The organism is Virgibacillus indicus (genome assembly GCF_002266285.1).
Taxonomy (GTDB): Bacteria; Bacillota; Bacilli; order Bacillales; family Amphibacillaceae; genus Virgibacillus_K; species Virgibacillus_K indicus.
Window position 1 is genome coordinate 117,839 of the sequence record NZ_NPMS01000003.1, and the last position, 23,426, is coordinate 141,264.

The 23,426-nt window shown below is 39.1% G+C and carries 25 protein-coding genes; 12 read left to right on the plus strand and 13 right to left on the minus strand.

The window, feature by feature from the left end; translation table 11 throughout:
- Nucleotides 1-12: 12 nt before the first annotated feature.
- The 8 genes from fni to CIL03_RS08185 all read left to right on the plus strand — a co-directional run bounded on the left by fni (nucleotide 13) and on the right by CIL03_RS08185 (nucleotide 8,568).
- Complete coding sequence (gene fni / locus CIL03_RS08150; RefSeq protein WP_094885340.1) at nucleotides 13-1,068, plus strand: type 2 isopentenyl-diphosphate Delta-isomerase; 1,056 nt, start codon at nucleotides 13-15, stop codon at nucleotides 1,066-1,068.
- 102 nt (nucleotides 1,069-1,170) lie between these two features.
- Entirely contained in the window at nucleotides 1,171-1,629 is a 459-nt protein-coding gene (locus CIL03_RS08155) for a DUF2188 domain-containing protein (RefSeq protein ID WP_094885341.1), read from the plus strand.
- A 331-nt stretch (nucleotides 1,630-1,960) separates the two neighbouring features.
- Nucleotides 1,961-2,677, plus strand: a complete 717-nt coding sequence (locus tag CIL03_RS08160; RefSeq protein ID WP_094885342.1) for a DsbA family oxidoreductase — start codon at nucleotides 1,961-1,963, stop codon at nucleotides 2,675-2,677.
- 991 nt (nucleotides 2,678-3,668) lie between these two features.
- Nucleotides 3,669-4,622, plus strand: coding sequence for an ABC transporter permease (locus CIL03_RS08165; RefSeq protein ID WP_094885343.1), 954 nt, complete (start codon nucleotides 3,669-3,671; stop codon nucleotides 4,620-4,622).
- Complete coding sequence (locus CIL03_RS08170; protein ID WP_094885344.1) at nucleotides 4,612-5,562, plus strand: iron chelate uptake ABC transporter family permease subunit; 951 nt, start codon at nucleotides 4,612-4,614, stop codon at nucleotides 5,560-5,562. Before CIL03_RS08165 ends, CIL03_RS08170 begins: the two co-directional genes overlap by 11 nt.
- On the plus strand, nucleotides 5,556-6,311 hold the full coding sequence (locus tag CIL03_RS08175) for an iron ABC transporter ATP-binding protein (RefSeq protein WP_094885345.1): 756 nt from the start codon (nucleotides 5,556-5,558) through the stop codon (nucleotides 6,309-6,311). The genes CIL03_RS08170 and CIL03_RS08175 overlap by 7 nt, the downstream gene beginning before the upstream one ends.
- A 338-nt stretch (nucleotides 6,312-6,649) precedes the next feature.
- On the plus strand, nucleotides 6,650-7,603 hold the full coding sequence (locus tag CIL03_RS08180) for a siderophore ABC transporter substrate-binding protein (protein WP_094885346.1): 954 nt from the start codon (nucleotides 6,650-6,652) through the stop codon (nucleotides 7,601-7,603).
- Between the two features lie 233 nt (nucleotides 7,604-7,836).
- Nucleotides 7,837-8,568 (plus strand): SurA N-terminal domain-containing protein, encoded by a 732-nt coding sequence (locus tag CIL03_RS08185; protein WP_094885347.1) that lies wholly within the window; start codon nucleotides 7,837-7,839, stop codon nucleotides 8,566-8,568.
- Nucleotides 8,569-8,592: 24 nt separating this feature from the next.
- Here the strand turns inward: CIL03_RS08185 and hisC are convergent, their stop codons facing one another.
- From hisC to hisZ, 9 genes are all read right to left on the minus strand, one after another.
- The gene (gene hisC / locus CIL03_RS08190) at nucleotides 8,593-9,666 is read right to left on the minus strand and encodes a histidinol-phosphate transaminase (protein ID WP_094885348.1); all 1,074 of its coding nucleotides are present in this window, start codon (nucleotides 9,664-9,666) and stop codon (nucleotides 8,593-8,595) included.
- Nucleotides 9,659-10,300: a bifunctional phosphoribosyl-AMP cyclohydrolase/phosphoribosyl-ATP diphosphatase HisIE gene (hisIE, locus tag CIL03_RS08195; protein ID WP_094885349.1), complete on the minus strand. Its 642-nt coding sequence runs from the start codon at nucleotides 10,298-10,300 to the stop codon at nucleotides 9,659-9,661. Before hisIE ends, hisC begins: the two co-directional genes overlap by 8 nt.
- Nucleotides 10,300-11,064 (minus strand): imidazole glycerol phosphate synthase subunit HisF, encoded by a 765-nt coding sequence (gene hisF, locus CIL03_RS08200; protein WP_094885350.1) that lies wholly within the window; start codon nucleotides 11,062-11,064, stop codon nucleotides 10,300-10,302. The genes hisIE and hisF overlap by 1 nt, the downstream gene beginning before the upstream one ends.
- A complete protein-coding gene (hisA, locus tag CIL03_RS08205; protein WP_094885351.1) occupies nucleotides 11,054-11,776 on the minus strand; it encodes a 1-(5-phosphoribosyl)-5-[(5-phosphoribosylamino)methylideneamino]imidazole-4-carboxamide isomerase in 723 nt (240 codons plus the stop codon). Before hisA ends, hisF begins: the two co-directional genes overlap by 11 nt.
- Nucleotides 11,773-12,378 (minus strand): imidazole glycerol phosphate synthase subunit HisH, encoded by a 606-nt coding sequence (gene hisH / locus CIL03_RS08210; RefSeq protein ID WP_094885352.1) that lies wholly within the window; start codon nucleotides 12,376-12,378, stop codon nucleotides 11,773-11,775. The genes hisA and hisH overlap by 4 nt, the downstream gene beginning before the upstream one ends.
- 98 nt (nucleotides 12,379-12,476) lie before the next feature.
- Nucleotides 12,477-13,061 carry an imidazoleglycerol-phosphate dehydratase HisB gene (gene hisB / locus CIL03_RS08215; protein ID WP_094885353.1) on the minus strand — a complete coding sequence of 195 codons (585 nt, stop codon included), beginning with the start codon at nucleotides 13,059-13,061 and terminating at the stop codon, nucleotides 12,477-12,479.
- Nucleotides 13,042-14,277, minus strand: a complete 1,236-nt coding sequence (hisD, locus tag CIL03_RS08220; RefSeq protein ID WP_420855402.1) for a histidinol dehydrogenase — start codon at nucleotides 14,275-14,277, stop codon at nucleotides 13,042-13,044. Before hisD ends, hisB begins: the two co-directional genes overlap by 20 nt.
- A gap of 68 nt (nucleotides 14,278-14,345) precedes the next feature.
- Entirely contained in the window at nucleotides 14,346-14,969 is a 624-nt protein-coding gene (gene hisG / locus CIL03_RS08225) for an ATP phosphoribosyltransferase (protein WP_094885355.1), read from the minus strand.
- Entirely contained in the window at nucleotides 14,970-16,208 is a 1,239-nt protein-coding gene (hisZ, locus tag CIL03_RS08230) for an ATP phosphoribosyltransferase regulatory subunit (protein ID WP_094885356.1), read from the minus strand.
- Nucleotides 16,209-16,331: 123 nt separating this feature from the next.
- Here hisZ and CIL03_RS08235 point away from each other — a divergent pair, with 123 nt between their 5' ends.
- The 4 genes from CIL03_RS08235 (at nucleotide 16,332) to murB (ending at nucleotide 19,538) form a co-directional block, all read left to right on the plus strand.
- A complete protein-coding gene (locus tag CIL03_RS08235) occupies nucleotides 16,332-17,132 on the plus strand; it encodes a histidinol-phosphatase HisJ family protein (RefSeq protein WP_094885357.1) in 801 nt (266 codons plus the stop codon).
- Nucleotides 17,133-17,343: 211 nt separating this feature from the next.
- A complete protein-coding gene (locus CIL03_RS08240; RefSeq protein ID WP_240508027.1) occupies nucleotides 17,344-17,724 on the plus strand; it encodes a YbaN family protein in 381 nt (126 codons plus the stop codon).
- Nucleotides 17,725-17,738: 14 nt separating this feature from the next.
- The gene (locus CIL03_RS08245) at nucleotides 17,739-18,551 is read left to right on the plus strand and encodes an alpha/beta hydrolase (protein ID WP_094885602.1); all 813 of its coding nucleotides are present in this window, start codon (nucleotides 17,739-17,741) and stop codon (nucleotides 18,549-18,551) included.
- 66 nt (nucleotides 18,552-18,617) lie between these two features.
- On the plus strand, nucleotides 18,618-19,538 hold the full coding sequence (murB, locus tag CIL03_RS08250) for a UDP-N-acetylmuramate dehydrogenase (protein WP_094885603.1): 921 nt from the start codon (nucleotides 18,618-18,620) through the stop codon (nucleotides 19,536-19,538).
- 567 nt (nucleotides 19,539-20,105) lie between these two features.
- Here the strand turns inward: murB and ehuA are convergent.
- From ehuA to ehuB, 4 genes are all read right to left on the minus strand, one after another.
- Complete coding sequence (ehuA, locus tag CIL03_RS08255) at nucleotides 20,106-20,876, minus strand: ectoine/hydroxyectoine ABC transporter ATP-binding protein EhuA (protein ID WP_094885358.1); 771 nt, start codon at nucleotides 20,874-20,876, stop codon at nucleotides 20,106-20,108.
- Nucleotides 20,876-21,592, minus strand: coding sequence for an ectoine/hydroxyectoine ABC transporter permease subunit EhuD (gene ehuD, locus CIL03_RS08260; RefSeq protein WP_094885359.1), 717 nt, complete (start codon nucleotides 21,590-21,592; stop codon nucleotides 20,876-20,878). The genes ehuA and ehuD overlap by 1 nt, the downstream gene beginning before the upstream one ends.
- The gene (gene ehuC / locus CIL03_RS08265; protein WP_094885604.1) at nucleotides 21,589-22,251 is read right to left on the minus strand and encodes an ectoine/hydroxyectoine ABC transporter permease subunit EhuC; all 663 of its coding nucleotides are present in this window, start codon (nucleotides 22,249-22,251) and stop codon (nucleotides 21,589-21,591) included. Before ehuC ends, ehuD begins: the two co-directional genes overlap by 4 nt.
- 153 nt (nucleotides 22,252-22,404) lie before the next feature.
- The gene (gene ehuB / locus CIL03_RS08270) at nucleotides 22,405-23,331 is read right to left on the minus strand and encodes an ectoine/hydroxyectoine ABC transporter substrate-binding protein EhuB (protein WP_094885360.1); all 927 of its coding nucleotides are present in this window, start codon (nucleotides 23,329-23,331) and stop codon (nucleotides 22,405-22,407) included.
- Between the last annotated feature and the right edge of the window lie 95 nt (nucleotides 23,332-23,426).

Sequence of the window (23,426 nt, forward strand, 5' to 3'; positions counted from 1 at the left end):
GGTTGCCTTAAAATGGAAGAAGGAATAAACCAGAGGAAAACTGAACATATACGGCTATGTTTAACAGAGAACGTCGAGGGTGTTAATAAATCAACTGGTCTTGAAGGGATATCATTCATACATAATGCACTACCGGAAATTAACTTTAATAACATACAAATTGAATCGAGCTTTTTAAATAAAAAAATAAATGCTCCCTTTCTGGTAAGCTCTATGACTGGCGGTTCGGAGCTGGCAACCCAGATTAATCAAAATCTGGCAATTGCTGCAGAGGAAAAGGGCTGGGCTATTGGGCTTGGTTCAACACGAGCATTCCTGGAAAGTGATGCACATAAAGAATCTTTTTTAATTCGTAAGCAGGCGCCAAATGCTCCATTATTCGCAAACCTGGGTGCAGTACAGCTAAACTATGGTTACGGCAGTGAAGAATGTCAGCGTTTGGTTGAAAAAACTGGTGCAGATTCGCTTGTGCTTCATTTAAACAGCTTGCAGGAGGCAGTGCAGGATGGTGGAGATTTGGATTTTGAAAATCTATTGCCAAAAATAGAAAAGATAACGAAGGCCTTGGATGTTCCAGTCGGAGCAAAAGAAGTAGGATTTGGAATTGACGGCCATGTCGCTGAACAGCTATATGCAGCAGGGATTTCTTATATTGATGTTGCCGGAGCGGGCGGAACATCATGGAGTCAAGTGGAAAAACTTCGCTCGAAAGATCCATTGAAAAGAGCCGCAGCAGAAGCATTTAATAATTGGGGACTCCCAACGAAGGATTGTATTGTTTCAGTGAGAAGCAAACTTCCAGATGTTCCGCTTGTTGCCAGCGGAGGAATGAAAACAGGAGTGGATGCAGCCAAGGCAATTACCATTGGTGCAGATGTTATTGGCTTTGCCCGTCAGCTGCTGCAGGCTGCCACAGAATCGGATGAAGCTGTTATTGAAACGATGAGCCAGATTGAGCTTGAGTTAAAAATGACTATGTTCGGTATTGGTGTTAAAACATTGGATGAATTGAAAAATACAAAACGCGTAAGCATTATGGGTAGATCTTTATTGGAGGAAAACAGCTGAAGCCACATCAGGCCTCAGCTGTTTTTCTTTGTTTGGAGAAATGTTTTGCTGAAAAGTGAGCGGGTATAAGAAGATTAACAACCCTTACAGGAGGTATTATTCATGCCTTGGACACTAAATGATTATCCGTCTTCGATGAAAAACCTGAACCATACAACTAAGAAAAAAGCGATTGATATAGCAAATTCGATGGTTGATGAAGGATATGATGAGGGCAGAGCAATCCCGATAGCAATAGAGCAGGCAAAGGAATGGCGGCAAAATGCCAGCAAAAGTGAAATGGATAAGTATGAAAAATCCGGAAAACCAACGGAAAGATCCAAAGAAGGCAAGCAATATGAAAACAATCCGGAGCGTCTGGAAGAAGGGGAACTAGTTGTTAAACATGAGGACGGCTGGGCAGTACAATCGAGTAACGCAAAACAGCCAAGTAATATATTCGATAATAAAAATGATGCAATTAAACGGGCCAGGGAAATTGCGAAGAACAAAGGGACATCACTGACAGTTTATAATGAGGGTGGATCAGTGGAAGAAAAACAGTCCTATAATCAGGAATAAATAATTAAACCATCTAGCCAGTATGAAGCCGAGCGACTTTATTATGGAAATACAATAAATTTTTAAAAGTGTGTTAAAGCCAGCAAAGTTGAGAGATAAATACAGTAAGTTAAGAGGTAATGGTATAAGGTTGAGAAACAAACCCATGCAGTTAAGAGATAATGACATTTCCCATTGTTTTCTCCCAACTTTGCTGTATTATTTCTCAACTCTCATCCTTTATCTCTCAACTTCTTGTCATTATCTAACATGCTTAACCTTTCTGTAAGCAAATTTATTTATACTATATTAAAACCTGTGCTACAATATTTTCAAGAAATGAGGTGCAGGTATGAAAATTGAAGTATGGTCCGATTTTGTTTGTCCGTTTTGCTATATTGGAAAACGAAGATTGGAAAATGCAATGAATGATTTTTCTAATCGTGATGCAATCACTGTTGAATATAAAAGCTATCAGTTGGATCCAACTGCTGAATATGTGCCGGGTGAGAGCTTTTATGAAACTTTTTCAAATAAAAAAGGAATGCCGATAGATCAGGTGAAGGCTATGAATCAACAGCTAAAACAACAGGCTGAGGAGGTTGGCCTGGATTATAATTTTGATGATATGAAGCATGCAAACACATTTGATGCACATCGTGTGGCAAAATTAGCTGCTGAGCAAGGTAAAGGAAAAGAAATGACAGAGCGGCTGTTATATGCTTACTTTACAGAATCAAAACTTATCAGTGATCATGCAACATTAGTTGAGCTTGCTGAAGAAGTTGGTTTAAGCAAGGAAGATGTGGAACATGTATTAACAGAAAATAACTATACCAAAGCTGTACAGGCAGATATTGACATTGCACAGCAGATAGGTGTTCAAGGAGTCCCGTTTTTTGTATTTAATGAAAAATATGCAGTTTCCGGGGCACAGCCACCTGAGGTTTTCTCTGAAGTACTTGAAAAAGTCTGGGAAGAAGAGAATGAGAAACCTGTTTTGCAATCATTGGACCCGAAAAAATCCAAAACATCGTATTGTACGGATGAGGGCTGTGAAACTAAATAAAATTTAAAAAGCAAACATGCACGATTTAAACAATCGTCCATGTTTGCTTTTTTGTTCAGGTTCTTTTCGTAAACTTTGGAACTGCACTTCGTTCGCCTCACCAAAATACTGTTGCTTTTATATTACATAGTTGATGTAAATCGTGAACTAAAATCAACGATGATAATTCCATCGTCGCACAGGAAATATAACCACACTTCCATCATCATATCAGCCATCCGCCGAAAATATGCTCTATGTGCCCGGTGGCAACCTATTTCAGGTTGTTTAGTCACAAAGAGGTGCTCTATGTGCCCGATGGCAACTTATTTCAGGTTGTTTGGTCACAGAGAAGTGCTCTATGTGCCCGATGGCAACTTATTTCAGGTTGTTTGGTCACAGAAAGGCGCTCTATGTGCCCGGTGGCAACTTATTTCAGGTTGTTTGGTCACAGAGAAGTGCTCTATGTGCCCGTTGGCTACTTAATTCTGGTTGTTTGGGCATAGAGAAGCGCCCTATGTGACCGGTAGCTATTGTTTTCTAGCTGTATGGACACAGAGAAGTGCACCAAATCCTGATAATCCGTTCAATCCGCAAAGCATCCGCCCGCAGCGATCCCGAACGGCGAATTTAGCAGATGCTAAGTAGTTCGCAGTCTATAGATTTTATGTCATAAATAACAAATTATTTCGATGGGACGAATGAAGTGCAGTCGCAGTTCTTTTTGATGCCCGTTCCCAATTCTTTAGAAAACAACCATTGTCAAAAAGGAAAGGTAATTAGGCTGATAATCACGCACATTATCAAAAGCGAAATGAAGCTTGTTTTATATTGACTCAGCAGGTAATTCTGTTATACTTGTAACTGAGAGTCTAATTGATAATGAATCTCATTCTTAATTAGATTTAATTGCATTTAATAATCATTCTTAAATGCGTTTACATTACAGAAAATCAACTTGGGATATGAGAAAAAGAGTGAGCTTTATTTTTTCTCAAGAGAAGGTCATTTTATGAAAATCAGGTACTTACTTTTAGCACTTATTATTCTTTCTGTGGCATCTGTTTTTATTGGTGTTTCGAACGTCTCACCATTGGATCTATTTAATTTAACAGAGGATCAGAAGCAGATATTGTTGGTAAGCAGGATACCACGGCTTTTTAGTATTTTGATAGCTGGTATGAGCATGAGTATTTGTGGATTAATCATGCAGCAGTTAAGCAGAAATAAATTTGTTTCTCCAACAACTGCTGGAACATTGGATTCTGCTAGACTCGGAATTCTTGTTTCTATGATGCTGTTTACAGCAGCAAGTCCGATCCAGAAAATGCTTGTTTCTTTTATTTTTGCATTAATCGGTACTTTCCTGTTTATGAAGATTTTGGAGAAGGTCAAGTTTAAAGATGCAATTTTCATTCCATTAATTGGCTTGATGTTTGGTAATATTATCAGTTCCATCTCTACTTTTTTTGCATATCGAAATGATCTGATTCAAAATATGTCATCCTGGATGCAGGGCGATTTTTCGATGATAATGAGTGGGAATTATGAGCTGATGTTTATTAGTATTCCTATTCTGTTGCTGGCATATTTTTACGCCAATAAATTCACGATAGCTGGAATGGGTGAAGACTTTTCGAAAAACCTTGGGTTGAATTATCGTCAGGTAGTAAACCTGGGGTTGATTATTACTGCCCTTGTAACAGCTTCTGTTGTTCTTTCGGTAGGGGTAATTCCTTTTTTAGGGTTGATCATTCCAAATATCGTCACGATTTATCAGGGAGATCACCTGAAAAAAAGTCTGATACATACAGCATTGCTAGGTGCAGTATTTGTATTATTATGCGATATCATCGGCAGAATTATTATTTACCCATATGAAATCCCGATAAGCTTAACCGTTGGGGTAATCGGCAGTGGAATCTTCATCTATTTGCTGTTAAGGAGAAAAAAATATGGGTTATAAGAAGAAGACAGTTATTCTGGCCATTATCGCACTATTACTAGCATTGTTATATATTTTTTATGAATTAAGCGGCAATATTGGTTATATTTTGCCGCGGAGGATTATAAAAGTTGTTGCCATTATCCTGACAGGTGGCGCAATCGCCTTTTCAACAACTATTTTTATGACAATTACGAATAACCGGATTTTGACACCAAGTGTACTGGGACTGGATTCACTTTATCTTTTAATACAGACTGTAATCATCTTTGTTTTTGGGTCCCATTCGCTTATTATGATGAGCAGCCAGCTTAATTATCTGGTATCTATTGGTGCGATGATCTTGTTTTCCCTGCTTCTTTACCGTTTTCTATTTAAAGGTGAGAAGAATAATATTTACTTTCTATTATTAATTGGGATGATTCTAGGTACATTTTTTGGCAGCTTTACATCATTTATGCAAGTATTAATTGATCCAAATGAATTTATGGTTGCACAGGACAGAATGTTTGCCAGTGTAAATAATGTCAATACGGACCTTGTCTATCTGTCTATCGTACTTGTTATACTTGTGTTAATTTATTTTATGCGCTTCTATAAATATCTGGATGTATTGGCACTCGGTAAAGATGATGCAATTAATTTAGGTGTACCATACGATTATGTTGTCAAACGTTTATTGATTGTGGTAGCGATTCTCATTTCGATTGCAACAGCATTGATAGGGCCAATTACTTTCCTAGGGCTGCTCGTTGTTAACGTAGCATATGAGCTGATGAAAACATATCGTCATTTGTATATTATTTTAGGTTCCATGCTGATTAGTATCATTGCACTCTTAGGCGGACAATTTGTTGTCGAAAAAATATTCACATTCCAAACGACAATCAGTGTCATTATTAACTTTATTGGTGGCGTGTACTTTATATATCTTTTGTTAAAGGAGAATAAATCATGGTAGATATAAAAAATGTGTTCAAGATGTATAACCAGAAAAAGGTTATTGAAGATGTTTCCGTCAAGATAGAAAAAGGAAACATCACTTCCTTTATTGGGCCAAACGGTGCTGGAAAGAGTACGTTAATTTCAATGGTCAGCCGTCTCATTGCAAAAGATGATGGGGAAATAACCATTGATGGTCAAGATATTCTAAAGACGAAAAATAATGAACTTGCCAAAAAGATTTCCATCCTTAAACAATCGAATGCAATTAATTTAAAATTAACTGTTCGTGAGCTTGTTTCCTTTGGAAGATTTCCTTATTCACAGGGAAAACTGAAAAAAGATGATTATCAAAAGATTGATGAAGCAATTGATTATATGGAGCTTCGCGACATGCAGGATAAATACTTAGATGAGCTTAGTGGCGGTCAGCGACAGCGGGCACATATTGCAATGGTTATCGCACAGGATACAGAATATATTCTACTTGATGAGCCATTGAATAACTTGGATATGCGCCATTCTGTTCAGATCATGAAGACATTGAGAAAGTTAGTTAATGAGCTGGGAAAAACAATAATTATCGTAATCCATGATATTAATTTTGCTTCCTGCTATTCCGATAATATCGTGGCACTGAAAGATGGAAAAATCGTAAAACAGGGACGCACCTGCGATGTTATTGATAAATGTGTGTTAAAAGATATCTATGATATGGATATCGATATTAAGGAAATTGATGATAAGCGTATTTGTGTTTATTTCTAACAGCTGATGCTGTATGGACCGTGGATGGAAGGCAACTGCTCATAAGAAAACAGTAAGCATAAAAAGAGTCCTTCATAATAGAAGAGGCGTTAAAAGCCAAATCCACTATAAAGGACACCCAACACTTATAATCTTACCTTATCTTTCTGATAAGGTAAATGAAATTGCTTGAAAAAATAACTCTTATATCTGAGCGCTCAGGTATATAAATAAATAGAACGGCTCATTTGCCGAAAAAATTTGCTTATGCTTTTTTATGAATAAGATGTTTTCACCTGCCCATGCAGTATTAGCTGTTATTATATAAAAATCTTATAAATAAAGAGGAGTATTTTTTTATGAAGAAGTTTCTATTATTGCTTGTTTTAAGCATTCTGGCTGTTACTGCTGCAGCCTGTGGTTCAACAGAGGAAGATAGTGAAGGTTCCACCAATGCAGATGGTGGCGATTCTGCCGAGACGATAACAGTAGAACACGAACTTGGTGAAACAGAAGTACCGAAGAATCCGGAAAAAGTGGTTGTATTTGATTATGGTATTTTAGATACATTGGATAAATTAGGAATTGAAGTGGCTGGGGTAGCAAAAGGGAATATTCCTGCATACCTGGAGAAATATGAAAGTGATGAGTATGAGAATATTGGAAGCCTAAAAGAACCTGACTTTGAAAAAATAGCTGAGATTGATCCAGATGTTATTATTATTTCCGGAAGACAGGCAACTGTTTATGACCAGCTGGAAGAGCTTGCGCCAACAGTACATCTTGGGGTGGATACTACAAGATATTTGGATTCATTTAAGGAAAATATGAATACGGTTGGTGAAATTTTTAATAAACAATCTGAAATAGAAGAGGAATTAGCCGCGATTGAAGATTCAATTGCTTCCTTGAACGAAAGAGCTTCTGAAGCAGATCAGAATGCACTTATTATTTTATCCAATGATGATAAAATCAGTGCATATGGCTCGAATTCAAGATTTGGTTTAATTCATGATGTATTTGGAGTTCCAACGGTGGATGACAGCATTGAAGCTTCAACACATGGAATGAATGTTACATTTGAATACGTGATGGAACAGGATCCTGACTTATTATATGTAGTTGATCGAACTGCAGTGGTTGGAGGAGAATCCTCAGCAAAACAAATAGTTGAGAATGAATTGGTTAAAAACACCAAGGCATATGAAAATGATAATATTGTATACCTAAACCCGGATTATTGGTATCTTTCCGGTGGAGGATTAGTTTCTGTAACTGAAATGGTGAAGGAAATTGACGCTAGTATAAAATAAGAGAAGAGCGGAAGCGCCCGTTTAGTGACCTACAGATCACAGGTGCTTCCGCTTTTGATTATTGTGGCAAAAATAAGTAAAGTCTAAGCTTAATTGTTATGAAACGTTAATAATGGGCATAAAGGCTATTATACTGCGGTTTATGTCATATATGCTTATTTTTAATACTTGAAAACAGGTACCACTCTATGTTTGAATAAAGGGACATTGAAAAGAAATGAGGTTTTGTGAAAATGAAAAAAATAATAATGCTAGCCATGGCGCTAACTTTAGCAATAGTTTTAGCTGCATGTAATGATGATTCAGCTGAAGAAAATGATAATAACCAAAACTCTTCCGAGGAAAGTGCTTCTGAGGAAAATACTCCTGAACAGGAACAACAGCCTGTAGAAGTAACAGAAGAAGAAACTATAGAAGATGGAACTTCCGTTGTTAATGTAAATGGTGATGAAGTAAAAGGGGATAAGTACAACCCTATTTATAAGCAGGTTAAAATGTCCATGCAGCAATATGGACAAGATGTCAGTAATCTGGACCAGATAAAGGAACAAACGATTAATATTTTGATAGAGCAGCAATTAATTAAGCAGGCTGCAGCAGATAAAGGATTAGAGGTTTCAGAAGAAGAGGTACAATCAGAATTTGATACACTGAAGGAAAATAATGGGGAGCAGCTGACAGCGGTATTGGATCAATTTCAATTGACTGAAGAGAACTTTAAATCACAGTTGGCTGATGACCTGATAACTCAAAAGTATATTGATGCAGAACTTGACATAGAAGTATCAGAAGAAGAAATTCAGGAGTCCTACGACAAGCTGAAAGAGAATAATGAGGAAATGCAGGAATTGGATCAGATTAAAGAGCAGCTTAAACAGCAGCTCACAAACCAGAAAGTTCAAGAACAGCTGCAAGTTAAAGTGGATGAATTAAAAGAAAATGCAGAAGTAGAAACATTGATATAAGAGCATAAAAAAGCATCGTACTCGTTATCGGGTCGATGCTTTTCTAATTAGAGAATCCAATTTCTCGAAAAACAGCTTCATGTCTTCATCTGTACCAATAGTAATCCGCAAAAAATTATCAATTTCAGATTTGTTAAAATATCTGACTAAAACATTTTCACGTTTAAGTCCGGTATACAAATCTGCGGCATTTTTGCTGTAATGGCAGGCAAAAATAAAATTAGTCGCAGATGGAAGGACATGGAAACCGCGTTTTTTCATTTCGGCTGCAGCCCATTCCCTTGTCTGTACAATTTTTTGGGTTGTATGGTTAAAATACTCGATATCCTTCATTGCTGCTGTTGCACCTGCAATTGCAAGCCTGTCAATGGTATAGGAATTAAATGAATCCTTAATTCGGTATAGCGCTTCAATAAGGTCGGGATTTCCAATGGCAAATCCTACCCGCAATCCGGCGAGCGACCGTGATTTGGACATGGTTTGCACAACCAATACATTATCATATGTCTTGGTGAGTGATATCGCTGAAATTGAAGCGAAATCAATATATGCTTCATCAATGATAACAATTTGCCCAGGATTGTTTTCAGCAATATCCTTAATTGCATCCAATTCCAAATAGACACTTGTCGGGGCATTTGGATTTGGAAAAATAACTCCACCCTCGGATTGGAAAAAGGCCTCAGCAGGCAGGCTGAAATCACGATTTAACTCAATCTCTTCATATGGAATGTTGAATAGCTTTGCATAAACCGGATAAAAGCTGTATGAAATCATTGGAAAACGGATTTTCCTGCCTGGTTCAAAAAATGCCATAAATGAAAATGCGAGAACCTCATCAGATCCATTTCCTGCAAAGATATTCTCTTTGGACAGTCCGTAATATTTTGCTGCTTCATTCCGTAATTGATCGACAGTAGGGGAAGGGTACAGGTTTAATTTCCGATCCAGTTCCTCCTTTATTGCTTCAATTGCTATAGGCGAAGGCGGATAAGGGTTTTCATTCGTATTCAGCTTCAATATATTCTGCTGATCAAGCTGTTCTCCGGGTACATAGGGCTCACATCGCTTAACCATCTCACTCCAGAATTTACTCATTCTGATTCCCTTCCTTTTGAATATGCCTTTCTTGCAATACCATTTTGATATCCTCAACAGATACATCCAATAGTTCCATCAGCACCAATGTATGGTATGTGAGATCAGCGATTTCCCACTTGACTTCCTCTTTATCATCATTTTTGGCTCCGATGATTACTTCACTGGTTTCTTCACCAACCTTTTTCAGTATTTTATCAATACCTTCCCGGAATAGATAAGAGGTATATGCTCCTTCAACAGGGTTGTTCTTCCGTTCTTTTATTTTAGCCGTCAACGTTGAGATTACATCACTGCTCACAACACCATTTTCATAAAGTCCGTTGTGAAAACATGTATCTTCTCCCGTATGGCAGGCTGGACCAATTGGTGTTACCTGAACCAGAAGTGCGTCAGCATCACAGTCAAATGTTATCTTTTTAATAAGCTGTTTATTGCCGGAGGTTTCTCCTTTATTCCAGAGTTTCTGACGTTTCCTTGAGAAAAACCAGGTTTCATTTGTCTGGATTGTTTTCAACAAAGATTCTTCATTCATATATGCAAGTGTTAATACTTTTCCAGTCTCAGCATGTTGAACGATTGCTGGAATCAATCCGTTTTCATTATATGAAAGCTGTTTGATGTTTACTTCCATTAGAAATCCCCCCTTACAGTTATATTGTTTTCATTCAGATATTTTTTCAAATCAGGTATAGCTATTTCTCCGTAATGAAATACAGATGCAGCTAAAGCAGCATCTGCACAGCCTGGCTGCAGAACTTCCGAAAAATGCTCCAGTTTTCCAGCGCCGCCACTTGCTACTATTGGAAGTGATACTGCTGCAGCAATCAATTTTGTTAACTCCAGGTTATACCCGCCCTTTTCACCATCTGTGTCAATGGCGTTAACAACAATTTCACCTGCTCCAAGCTCTTCTCCACATTTTGCCCATTCGATTGCATCCATTCCGGTGTTTTTTCTTCCGCCATTTATAAATACTTGCCAAAGATTTTCTTCCGTCTGTTTAGCATCAATGGATAAAACGACACACTGACTGCCGAACTTCAGTGCAGCCTCTTTGATAAGCGAAGGATTTTTTACTGCTGCACTATTGATGGATACTTTATCTGCACCGGATCGCAATACTCTATGAATATCCTGTACCGTTCGAATTCCCCCACCAACCGTAAATGGTATCGCAATTTCCCGCGCTACCTCTTCTACGATATCAAGGAAAATTTCCCTTTCCTCATTGGATGCAGTTATATCATAAAAAACAAGTTCGTCTGCGCCGGCCTCATTATATCGCTTGGCTAATTCCACCGGATTTGCTACGTCTTTAATATCCTGAAACTTTTTTCCTTTTACTACCCGTCCTTTATCTACATCCAGGCATGGAATGATTCGTTTAGCCAGCATTTTCTTCACCATCCAATAAGTCCTTAAAATTCATTGTTCCGTCATACAATGCTTTTCCTATAATAGCACAATAAAGGTCAAGTGATTTTAACTTCTCTACATCTGCAGGTGATGATATCCCGCCGGATGCAATTACATTCATGGTTGTAGCCTCATTGATTTCTTGTAATTCTTTGAAGTTTGGCCCTTGGAGCATGCCATCTTTTAAAATATCCGTATAGACGATTGTTTCCACTCCAAGTGATTCCAATTCTTTCACAAGATCAATTGCTTTTACTGTACTGGTGCTGGTCCAGCCATTTGTCGCAACATAGCCATTACGGGCATCAATGGATACAGCAACTTTGCTGCCATATGCGTCAACAGCCTCTCTTAAAAACGCTTTATCATTAATAGCAGCCGTTCCAATAATGACACGGTCGACTCCAGCAGTTATATATTCCTGAATGACGGACATGGAACGGATGCCGCCGCCTAATTGAATGGGAATACTAGCCTGTTTTGAAATTGCTTCAATACTTGCCTTATTGATGGACACACCAGTTTTTGCTCCGTCAAGATCAACAATATGCAAGTATGCTGCCTGCTGTTTCTCCCAATCTGCTGCCACTTCAACAGGGGAATCGTTATAAATTTTTTCTTTATTGTAGTCTCCCTGTGTAAGACGTACACATTTACCATTTTTAATATCGATTGCTGGAAAAAGAATCATGAAATCAACTCCCCGAAATTTTGTAAAAGCTGTAAGCCGGTTTTGCCGCTTTTCTCTGGATGAAACTGCATGCCGATAATGTTGTTCTGCTGTACAATTGCTGGAATTATTCCACCATAGCTGGTGCTGGCGATCAGTGAGTTTTGCTCATAGTCCTGAACTGCATAGGAATGAACGAAATACACATAATCCTGATTGGACAAATCTTTTACCAGAGGACTATTAATAAGACGTGCCAATGTATTCCAGCCTATATGTGGAACCTTCACAGAATTGCTGATACGAGAAACATTACCTTGAAGCAGACCAAGACCTTCCCATTCACCATCCTCAAAGCTTTTCTCATAAAATAATTGCATGCCTAAGCAAATTCCAAGTAATGGTTTTCCGTTTGCTGCTTCCTCTAGTAAGGTTTTCGTTAATCCAAGGTGATCCAGTGTTTCCATAGCATCTTTAAATGCACCTACACCTGGCAATATAATTGCATTGCTTTGTTCTATTGTCTGGACATCTGTTGTTAAACAACTAGCTAAATTGAGTTTATTTAGGGCAAATTGCAGGCTTTTAATATTTCCTGCACCATAATCTACGATAGCAATCATAATCGGATTCTTCCTCTCTGGTTGACTGGCTGAAATAGTTTTTTTGTTTGTGTTCTCATCAGCCGCCGAAATGAAAATACACTTCGTGCTTCGTATTTTTAAAGGATTCCTTTTGTAGAAGGTACACCCTTTATGCGTGGGTTCTTGATGCTTGCCTGGTCCAGTGCACGGCCAAAGCCTTTGAATATTGCTTCAATGATATGATGGCTGTTTTTACCATAAGCCAGGTTAATATGCAGTGTCACTTTGGCATTGCTTGTAAAGGCCTGGAAGAATTCCTCTACCAATTCCGTATCAAAGTTTCCAACTTTATCTTTCAATCCTTCAACATTGTAAACAAAATAGGACCTGCCGCTGATGTCCAATGAAACATTTGCCAAAGCTTCATCCATCGGGCTTGTCACCGTAGCATAGCGGGTAATTCCTTCCTTATTCCCGATAGCTTGATGAAAGGCCTCACCAAGGGCGATTCCGATATCCTCTACGGAGTGATGCTGATCCACATTCAAATCCCCATTGCAGGTTATCTCCAGATCAAACAATCCATGCTTCGTCATCAGTGTCAGCATATGATCAAAAAAGCCGACCCCTGTATCAATCGAGGAAGAACCAGATCCGTCAATTGTAAAATCTAAATCTATTTCCGTTTCTGCTGTTTTTCTGCTAATCTTGTAATTTCTCATAAGATCCTTCCTTTCTGATCTGGACAGAATTTGCGTGTGCTGTCAAACCTTCTGTGTTTGCCAGATTGATAATGGTATCTGAAGCTTCTTTTAAAGCTTCACTCGAATAACTGATAATGCTTGATTTCTTAACAAAGTCATAGACGCCAAGAGGGGAGGAGAACTTAGCTGTACCGCTGGTTGGCAGTGTGTGGTTTGGTCCTGCAAAATAGTCCCCCAAAGGTTCAGGAGAATAATTCCCAAGAAATACCGCCCCAGCATTTTTCACATAATGCAGCTTTTCCGATGGATTTTGAATCATTAATTGCAGATGCTCTGGTGCTATTTCGTTTACCAATTCAAATGCTTCTGATTCATTTTCAGCTAATATTATTCTTCCATTTTGCTTTAGAGATTGCTGGATAATTTCTTTCCGCTCAAGCTCAGCAGTCTGCTTTTCGACTTCCAGCAGGATTTTTTCTGCCAACTTACTTTTCATCGTTATGCAAATTGGTTTTGCCGATTCATCATGCTCTGCCTGTGAGAGCAGGTCTGCAGCAACGTAAGCGGGAGGAGCAGTCTCATCAGCAACGATGCATATTTCACTTGGGCCAGCTATCATGTCAATGGCTACATCGCCAAATACCCATTTTTTTGCCCGGGCTACATAAGCATTTCCTGGGCCAACGATTTTGGAAACCTTCTCTATGGTTTCTGTTCCATATGCCAGGGCTGCGATAGCCTGAGCACCACCTACTTTATAAACTGCGTCTGCTCCAGCTACTCTTGCAGCAGCAAGCACATGCGGGTTTATTGTCCCGTCAGATAGTGGTGGAGTCGTTATTATTATGTTTTCTACACCAGCTAATTTGGCAGGTATGGCATTCATTAAAACGGAAGAGGGGTATGCTGCTTTTCCACCGGGAATATAAATACCTGCTTTTTGCAGTGGGGTTACTTTTTGCCCCAGCATAATTCCATTTTCTTTATTGACGAACCATGAGTGCTCTTTCTGGACCTGGTGAAATTCAGTAATATTTGCTTTCGCCTGTTTTAAGGCTGATAAAAAATCGTCACTTACCTGCTTTTCAGCTTCTTTAAATTCCTCATCCGTTACGCGAAGGTTTGTTAAATCTGCACCATCAAACTGCTTTGTGTATTGAAATAATGCCTTGTCACCATACTGCTTTACTTGTTTAATAATTTCGAGTACAGACTCGTCGATATCTTCCAACATTGTCTGGCTGGTAGAATAATCTTCTTTTTCGCTCAGGTATTGTTTTGCTGTAATTATTTTCAATGTCATCACTCCAAGCCAGATTTTAAACTATTAATGAACTGGCGGATATTTTCGGATTTTGTAGCAAAGCTTGCTTTGTTAACGATTAATCTTGTACTGATATCTTCTATTTCTTCGATAATTGTTAACCCATTTTCGTTTATGGTGTTGCCTGTTTCTACGATATCAACAATGTAATCAGCGAGGCCGATAAGCGGCGCCAACTCTACTGATCCATTTAACTTTACTGTTTCAATGGATTGTCCTTTTTTCTGAAAATGTTTTATTGCAATAACCGGATATTTTGAGGCGATTGTCAGTTTTTGCTTCTCTTCCAGCTGCTGCGACTTTCCGGCAACGACAAATTTGCATTTCCCCAGCTTCAAATCAAGCATCTCATATACATCAGCCTGGGACTCCAGAATATTGTCTTTTCCAACAATGCCAATATCGGCTGCACCCTTTTCCACATATGTCGGCACATCTACTGCTTTAACAAAAACCAATTTAATTTTTTCTTCTTTATCATAGAAAACAAGTTTCCTGCTTTCTTCATGAAAGCCGGGAAAATGAATGTCAATATTTTTTAAAAGGGAAATGGAGCTTTTGGCTGTACGTCCTTTTGCTAATGCAAGTGTTATATAACTCAATTACATATCTCCTTTCCCAAACTGTAAAATGTTCTCGTAAAGTTCAGTGAAATTAGTGAATGTCCTCTTTTCATTATTGTGTATCAGCACATTTTGATTGTTTTCATAATGGATAGCAGACTTTGAATCTATTGTATTCGTTGTCCCCGTTAAAAAGGTCAAAACCTGATAGCCTTCCGAACGGAGCCGGAATGCAGTTGTTAAGGCATTCTTCTGCTTTTCTTTTTCGTAATAAATAATCATATCAGCAGATGGAGCTTGATCAGGGAATGCCTCCTGCCTCGTAAGTGCATGCAATAAAAGATCAACATCAAAGGCGAAACCGATTGCCGGGACTGCGGCACCATACTGCTTGCCTAAATTGTCATATCTTCCACCCATTAGTACCGGTTTGCCGACACTGTCTGCAAACCCCTGAAAAATAATGCCGGAGTAGTAGTTCATGTGATTAATTAATCCAAGATTGAACACAATAGAATCCTCTGCGCCGTAATTTTTCAGAACTTCGTAAACCTCACGCAGATTCTCCAGCAGTAATTGCATTTCTTCATTCAAAATAATTTCTTCAGCCTGTCTGATAACATCTGTTGGGTTTCCGTACAGCATTGGTATTGACTGAATTGCCCTCTTTACATCATTATTGATGGATAACTCTGATAAAAATAGTTCAATTTCAGCAATGTTCTTTGACTGAATTAAAGCAAGCAGCTGGTCCATTTCCGTTTGTGAAAGGGAGGCTTCGGCAATTAATGCTTTAAAGAAGCCTGCATGGCCAATTTCTATTTTAAAATTAGGAAGTTTTAAATCCTTCAACGTATGAATCGCCAGCATGAGCACCTCGGCATTATTTTCGGAGGTGTTTTCGCCAAAATACTCGATGCCTGCCTGTGTATTCTCTTTTGTATCAGCTTGTTCAATGGATTGCCGGAATATATCCAGTACATAAAAAAGCCTGAGGCTGTCCTGTTTGGATACTGCTGCCATTCGGGTGATCGGAATGGTTACGTCCGGTCTTAATACCAATACTTTCCCTGAAGAATCAATTACTTTTATCATGTCATCCTTATTTACAGTTCCTTTAACTGTTGAATACATATCATAATATTCGAAGGTGGACGTACGGATTTGTTTATAACCGTATGTAGTGAAACGTTTCTTTAATTTTGCCAGAAGTTTTTCCCTGATTTGGAAATCTTCTACGCTTGTGCCATTATTCGTATCTACGATATATGGTGGCATGGAATAGCTCCCTTCATAATAAAAACTAAAACTTTATCACTTTATCGCTTTAATTAAGTAAAGTTATATAGTATTCTAATAATAATAACCATAAATGTCAATAGTTAAAAGGAGAGATTTATAGTGTTTGATTACCATATACACAGTGATTTTTCAGCAGATTGCGAGACACCAATGGAAAAAACAATCGAACAGGCAATAAAATTGAATTTGGAAGAAATATGCTTTACAGAGCATATTGATTATGAATATCCCGATAAGTCAATTGTATTTGAGTTCGATCTGGATGCCTATGATAAGAAAATAAAAAACATGCAGTCAGTGTATGCTGACAGGATTGGAATTAAAAAAGGCCTGGAAATCGGTATCCAGCCGCATCTCCTGAATAAAAATGATGAACTTCTGAAAAAAGAGTCCTGTGACTTTGTTATATGTTCGATGCATACAACAGAAAAAAAGGATCTTCATTCTGGAGATTTTTTCAAAAATAAAACAGTGGATGAAGCTTATTCAGTATATTACCAGGAGTTACTGGATTGTGTGAAAAGGTTTTCAAATTATAATATTCTTGGACACATTGATTTGGTTAAACGGTATAAAAAAAACATGAGCAACCAAAACTTTCATGAGATCATCGAGCAGATTTTCAATGTGATTATACCTGATGGAAAGGGGATTGAACTGAATACTTCCGGAGTTCGATATGGACTTCCAAGTGGCATGCCGAGCATGGATATATTGAAATTATATAAAGACTGCGGCGGGGAAGTTTTGACGCTGGGCTCAGATTCACATGTCGAATCAACGCTGGCTTACCGTTTTAAGGAGTCACTAGAATTACTGCAGTCACTCGGCTTCAGATATATAGCAACATTTAAAGACCGGAAACCTGAATTTCATTCAATCAAAAAATTACGTCATTAAAAAGTCAAACAAAATCCTAGATTTCAACAAAAAGACAGCTGGAAAATGCTATAATAGTAAAGAAAAGCGCAGGCGACTGCACAGAAGCGGATGCATAAGCAAGTGACCGGAAAGCCCATGGTTTTGAGTGGTTGAAGTGCCTATTGCTTATGACGGCAGCTTCCAAGAGCCGGAGCTAGACAAAGAAAATATATTACAGCTGGTGTTAAACGTGAGTTATATAAAAAAGATGTTTTTAATCATTGCAGGGTCACTATCTCTTGGATTAGGGGTATTAGGAATATTTTTGCCATTATTGCCGACAACGCCTCTGCTGCTGCTGGCAGCAGCCTGCTATGTCAGAAGCTCGGATAAGCTATATGAATGGTTAATAACAAATAAATATTTTGGTTCCTATATTGAAAATTACCGGATGGGCAAAGGAATTCCGCTGAAGGCCAAAATAATAGGTGTTTCAGTATTATGGATATCCATGCTGTATACGGTTGTTTTTGTCATTCCATTAATGGCTGTGAAGATTCTTCTGATCTTGATCGCAGCTTATTTTACATGGTTTATTTTAAAACAAAAAACATTGAAGAAAAGTACATAAACGAGGGCTACATCATGAAGCGAAAAACTATTATCGGCATCACATCACTCTGTGTAATGTTAATCGGATTGTTTGCAGTTTTCTATATGCCAAATAAAGCAAAATCAGAATACTATTCCGGACAGCCAACTGTTTTTGTCCATGGTTATAAAGGAACGGCGAATTCCTTTGGTTTTATGCTGGACAGGTTTGAGAATGAATATAATTGGGGTAAGAAGGCCTTGGTATACCATGTGTCCTCACAGGGGAAAATCCGTGAGTATAATTTGAACAAAGGAAAGACAGAGCCTGCATTTGTTCAGGTGGTTTTTGAAAATAACCGTGCCAGTTTCGAGGATAGTGCCAGATGGCTGTCTTCTGTGCTGAATCATATGAAAGAGAATTATTTCATCGATTCTGTTAACCTTGTTGGACATTCGATGGGTGGAATTGTATCCTTGAAATATTTGATGGAATATAATACGGAAGAGTTTCCCGCAGTAAATAAACTTATTGCAATAGGGAGTCCCTTCGATGGGATTTACAGTGAGAAATATTTCACAATCCATCATGATGCTGGAGCTGAAGATTTGAAGCCGGAATCAGCGGCACTGCAATTGCTTCGAAAATCTGAATTTCCTGCAAATACTGATGTGTTAAGTGTTGGAAGCACTGGAGATACTGTAGCTGTGCCAGAAAGTGTGCAATCATTACGAACCATTATACCGAAGGGACAATTGCAGGAAATTATGATTGAAGATACAACGCTGGGGCACAGTGCTTTGCATGAAAATGTCAGGGTCGATAAAATAATTCATTCTTTTCTGTGGCAAGATGTGGAGTATTAACCTACAATGTAACAGATGACTGAAATACGTTTAGCTTATTAAAAATTTAAAGGAATGATTTAGGTGATGAAGTATCATCATATGTATGAAAAATTAACAAAGATTACACCTGAGAAAAATGTGATGGTGGATGAACCGATAAAAAAACATACGTACACTCATTTAGGAGGGATAGCTGACTTTTTGGTAACCCCGGAAACATATGAACAGGTGCAGGAAATTGTGAAGCTTGCAAATCAGGAAGAAATTGCATTTACTTTGCTTGGGAACGGTTCAAACCTTATTGTAAAAGACGGCGGTATCCGTGGAATTGTCATGAATTTACAAAACCTGAAGGAAATCACTGCAAATGGATCGGTCCTAGTTGCCCAAAGCGGAGCCAGAATTATTGATGCTTCCAGAGAAGCTTTAAACAAAAAGCTATCCGGTCTCGAATTCGCCTGTGGGATTCCAGGTTCAGTAGGCGGGGCTCTTTATATGAATGCCGGGGCATACGGTGGAGAAGTAAAAGATGTATTAACAAGCACTAAAGTTGTTAACAGGGAAGGTAAGCTTCTCACATTAACTGCTGAAGAACTGGATTTAGATTACCGTACCAGCAATATTCCTGATAAAGGCTATATTGTGCTTGAGGCAACCTTTACATTGGAAAATGGAAAGTATGATGAAATTAAGGAAATCATGGATGACTTGACCTATAAGCGGGAATCCAAGCAGCCGCTTGAATACCCCTCATGTGGAAGTGTATTTAAGCGGCCGCCGGGTTATTTCGCAGGAAAGCTGATCCAGGACAGCAATCTGCAGGGAAAACAGATAGGCGGGGCACAGGTATCCCTCAAACATGCAGGGTTCATCGTAAATAAAGATGAAGCATCTGCAGAGGAATATATTAACCTGATCCATTTTGTCCAGGATTCCGTTAAAGAAAAATTTGGTGTCGCTCTTGAACGTGAAGTGAGAATTATTGGTGAGGACTTGGATAGGTAGAGTTTAATAAGCTGTAACCATTCGATATGGATGGTTGCAGTTTTTTGGTTGTATAGGAAATTATAAAATTTTTGACCTGTGGATAAATAAATAACCAAATCAGCCACGTCCGGCTCCAGCGCCCAGCGACTAGCGAACTTCCTTCACCTCCGTACGATAAGTCAACATCGGCTCCCTACGGTCGCCGTGTTTCCTTTATCTCCTGCGGTTCAGTCCAGTTCGTACGTCGCTAAACGGGCGCTTGCGCCTTTGTTCCTTTCCAGCGAGAATTATGAACGAGTAGACGCTGATACAACGCGTGGCGCTGCTGATAAGCAGAGTAACCACTAGCTAAATGACCGCAGCATTAGAGCTTAGCTGATAAAAGATTAAGCCCCGCTGAAAAAAGCAGTCTCAGCGCTGATAACCGATAGCTTGCTGCTGATACAATGCATGTCGCCGCTGATAAACAGTCTAATCACCAACGAAATGCCAGTTCCTTTGATTAACGCCGGTATCCAGCTCATCCAACAACTAAATTCAAATCAACAAAAAAGAGAACCCATTTTTCTTGGGCTCCCTTAACAATTAACTTCTAAAACGTTTTAGGAAGCTTTGCAGCCGCTCGTTTTTAGAATGCTCAATTACATCACTTGCAGTACCCTGCTCTGCAATTACGCCTTCATCAAGGAAGAGGACTTTATCTGCAACATCAAGTGCAAAGTCCATTTCATGCGTAACGAGAATCATTGCCATTTCGCCATCTTTGGCAATGTCCCGGATTACTTCCAGTACTTCTCCAACTAATTCCGGGTCAAGTGCAGAGGTTACCTCATCAAATAACATAACCTTTGGACGCATTACTAGCGCACGAGCCATTGCCACACGCTGTTTTTGTCCACCGGATAGCTGGCTTGGATAATTGTCCAGTTTATCACCAAGTCCGACTTTTTCCAGCATTTCAATAGAATGCTTACGGGCCGATTCCTTACTTTCTTTTTTTACATGAATCGGTGCAGTCATGCAGTTTTCTAGAATTGTCATATGTGGAAACAGATTAAAATGCTGGAATACCATACCAATATCTCCGCGAATTTCCCGGAGATGTTTATCATTCGCTTCGATCATGTTCCCGTTCTTTTCCATTTTCCAGAGATTCTGGTCACCAACAATGATATCTCCTGCTGTTGGCTCCTCTAATGTCATCAACATACGAATAATCGTTGTCTTTCCTGAACCACTGGGGCCGATAACCGCAACTTTTTCAGCAGGTTTTATCTCCAAGTCTATACCCTTAAGTACTTTTACATCCCCAAATGATTTGTGAACATCCTGAAATTTTACAATTGGTTCTGACATTACGATACCGCTCCTTTACTACTGCCATTTAGCACTGCCTTTTTATCAAAACGAGTGTTCATTTTTATTTCCAGTTTTTTAATAAGTATAGCAGATGGGTAGCTTAATATTAAGAATAGTATTGCTACGATTGTTAATGGCTCCAGATATGCCCAATGCTGCGCACCATAACTGTTAGCCATGTGCAGAATTCCGACAACACCAATTGTTGATGCCAAAGGGACTTCTTTAAACATTATAATTAGATAGTTTCCAAGCATCGGAATGGTTGGTGGAATAGCCTGAGGGAGTATGATTTTCATCCATTTTTGCCGGGTGGAAAAGTTCAGCGCAGTTGATGCCTCCCACTGACCTTTGTCAACTCCGTCAATACCTGAACGATATACTTCTCCTATATAGGTACTGAAATGTATGCCGAGACCGAGTACAGCACTCGTAAACGGATCTAATGCCATACCGACCACTGGAACCATCGGCCATGCATAAAAAATAAAAAACAGCTGAACAAGCGGTGGTGTTGAGCGAATAAATTCCATCACCCATGTAACGACCCAATTAAACGGTTTAAATGGTACACGTCTTAAAAATGTCCAGACAAACCCAAATATCAGTGCAAACAAGTAACACGCAATTGTAAGACCGATCGTAATCCAAATACCTTCAAGGACAATAGGGAAGGCTTCAGAGAACGTGTCCCAACTCCAATTTCCGTTCATTCGCTAGCCACCCCTTTCTTTGATATACTCTCCATTTTACGTGTCAAGAAGATTAATGGAAGTGCAAGAATGAAGTAGAATACCAGAACTAATAAGTATACGGTTGGTGCCTGTGAAAGATTTGAACTTCTTAGGATATCTCCATAGTATAAAATATCTGTCATGCCGATTAATGATACTAGTGAAGTAGCTTTAAGCATTTGAATGAGGTAATTTCCGAACTCAGGTAACATCATTTTTACTGCCTGGGGGAATATAACAAGTCTCATCCTCTGAAAGCTTGACATATTAAGTGCTGTGGCAGCTTCTGTCTGTCCCTTTGCTACAGATAGAATGGATCCGCGAACAATCTCAGACATGTAGGCACCATAGTTTAGAGAAATTGCCAGCACCCCAGCCCAGAAGTCACTGCCCAGATCAAAGCCAAAAAGAATTGGGAGTGCATAATACAGCCAGAATAACTGTACGATTAATGAAGTTCCACGGAATACCTCTACATATAAGCCGGTGAACTTGCGGAGGATAACATTATTTGAAAGACGGCAGAACCCTGCGATAAATGCAAATAAATAACCACAAACAATAGAGGCTAATAGTACGGTAATCGTAATTTTTATACCCTGCATCAGTACCGGAAAAATTTCACTGATTGCACTAATTGTAATCACTCCTTTGCTTAAGTATAGTCTATTAAACTATTGAACAATGTATGAATAATCATAGTAAAAACCAAAGGGCCAGACCCCCTGGGTGAGGGAGCCGGACCCTTTGGGTAAAGCAATCCTATTTTTAAGCAAATTTATTTCTCTTTTTTACTTAATTTCCCCGCTGCAGATTTTCTCTGTTGTAATTTCTGGATCATTTACTGAGTTGCCTTCTGCGCTGAATCCGTTCTTTTCAAGCAGTTCATCAACGGTTCCATCTTCTTTTAATTCAGCAAGCTTTTCGTTGTAAGCTTCGCGAAGTTCATCATTATCCTGATGGAATGCAGCTGCACCATAGCTTGGAACACCGTCAATATCCGGCTGTTCGAATGACTCTACGAATTCGAGGTTGTCAGAACCGGCAGATTCCAGTGCCATTTTGATTGTCATTTCTGTACCAGTTGTTGCATCTGCTCTGCCCGACTCAACTGCAGAGAATGTTGCCGGAATATCCGGAGCACTTTGAATCTGTCCTGGATCTACACCTTCTGATTTCAGGAATTCATTTTCTGTTGCACCAGCCATAACGGAAACTGTCACATCCGGATTATCCGCAATGTCTGTATAACTCTCCAGTCCAAGCGGATTTCCCTTTTGAACGATGAGACCTTCCCCGTATTGCATTTCAGGCTCTCCAAAGTCCGCGTTTTCACAGCGGTCTGGGTTAATTGCCATTCCTGCTGTAATAACATCAAACTTACCTGCTTTCAGTCCAGGTATAAGCTGTCCGAAATCAGCTAGTTGAGATTCCATGTCATCGACTCCCAGCTCAGCAAAAACTGCTTTCGCAATATCAACCGCCGCACCTTTAAGTTCCCCGTCTTCTTGGTACGCATAAGGTTTCTCGTTGGCAAAACCAACTGTTACAGTACCTGCATCCTGCAGTTCTGCTAATTTACCGTCACTGCCTTCAGTGCTTTCACCGCTGTCACCACTGTTTCCGCTATCTCCCTCTGCGGAGTCATCATCCGAACTGCCACATGCTGCAAGTGCAAGCAGGGCAATAAATAATGCTGCAAGTAGTATCTTTTTCATTTCTAAATGACCTCCCTAAATAGTTTAATAGATTATGTTTCTATGACTTTACTACCGGGTAAAAATCACCGGCAATAAACGAAAAAAAAGTTAAA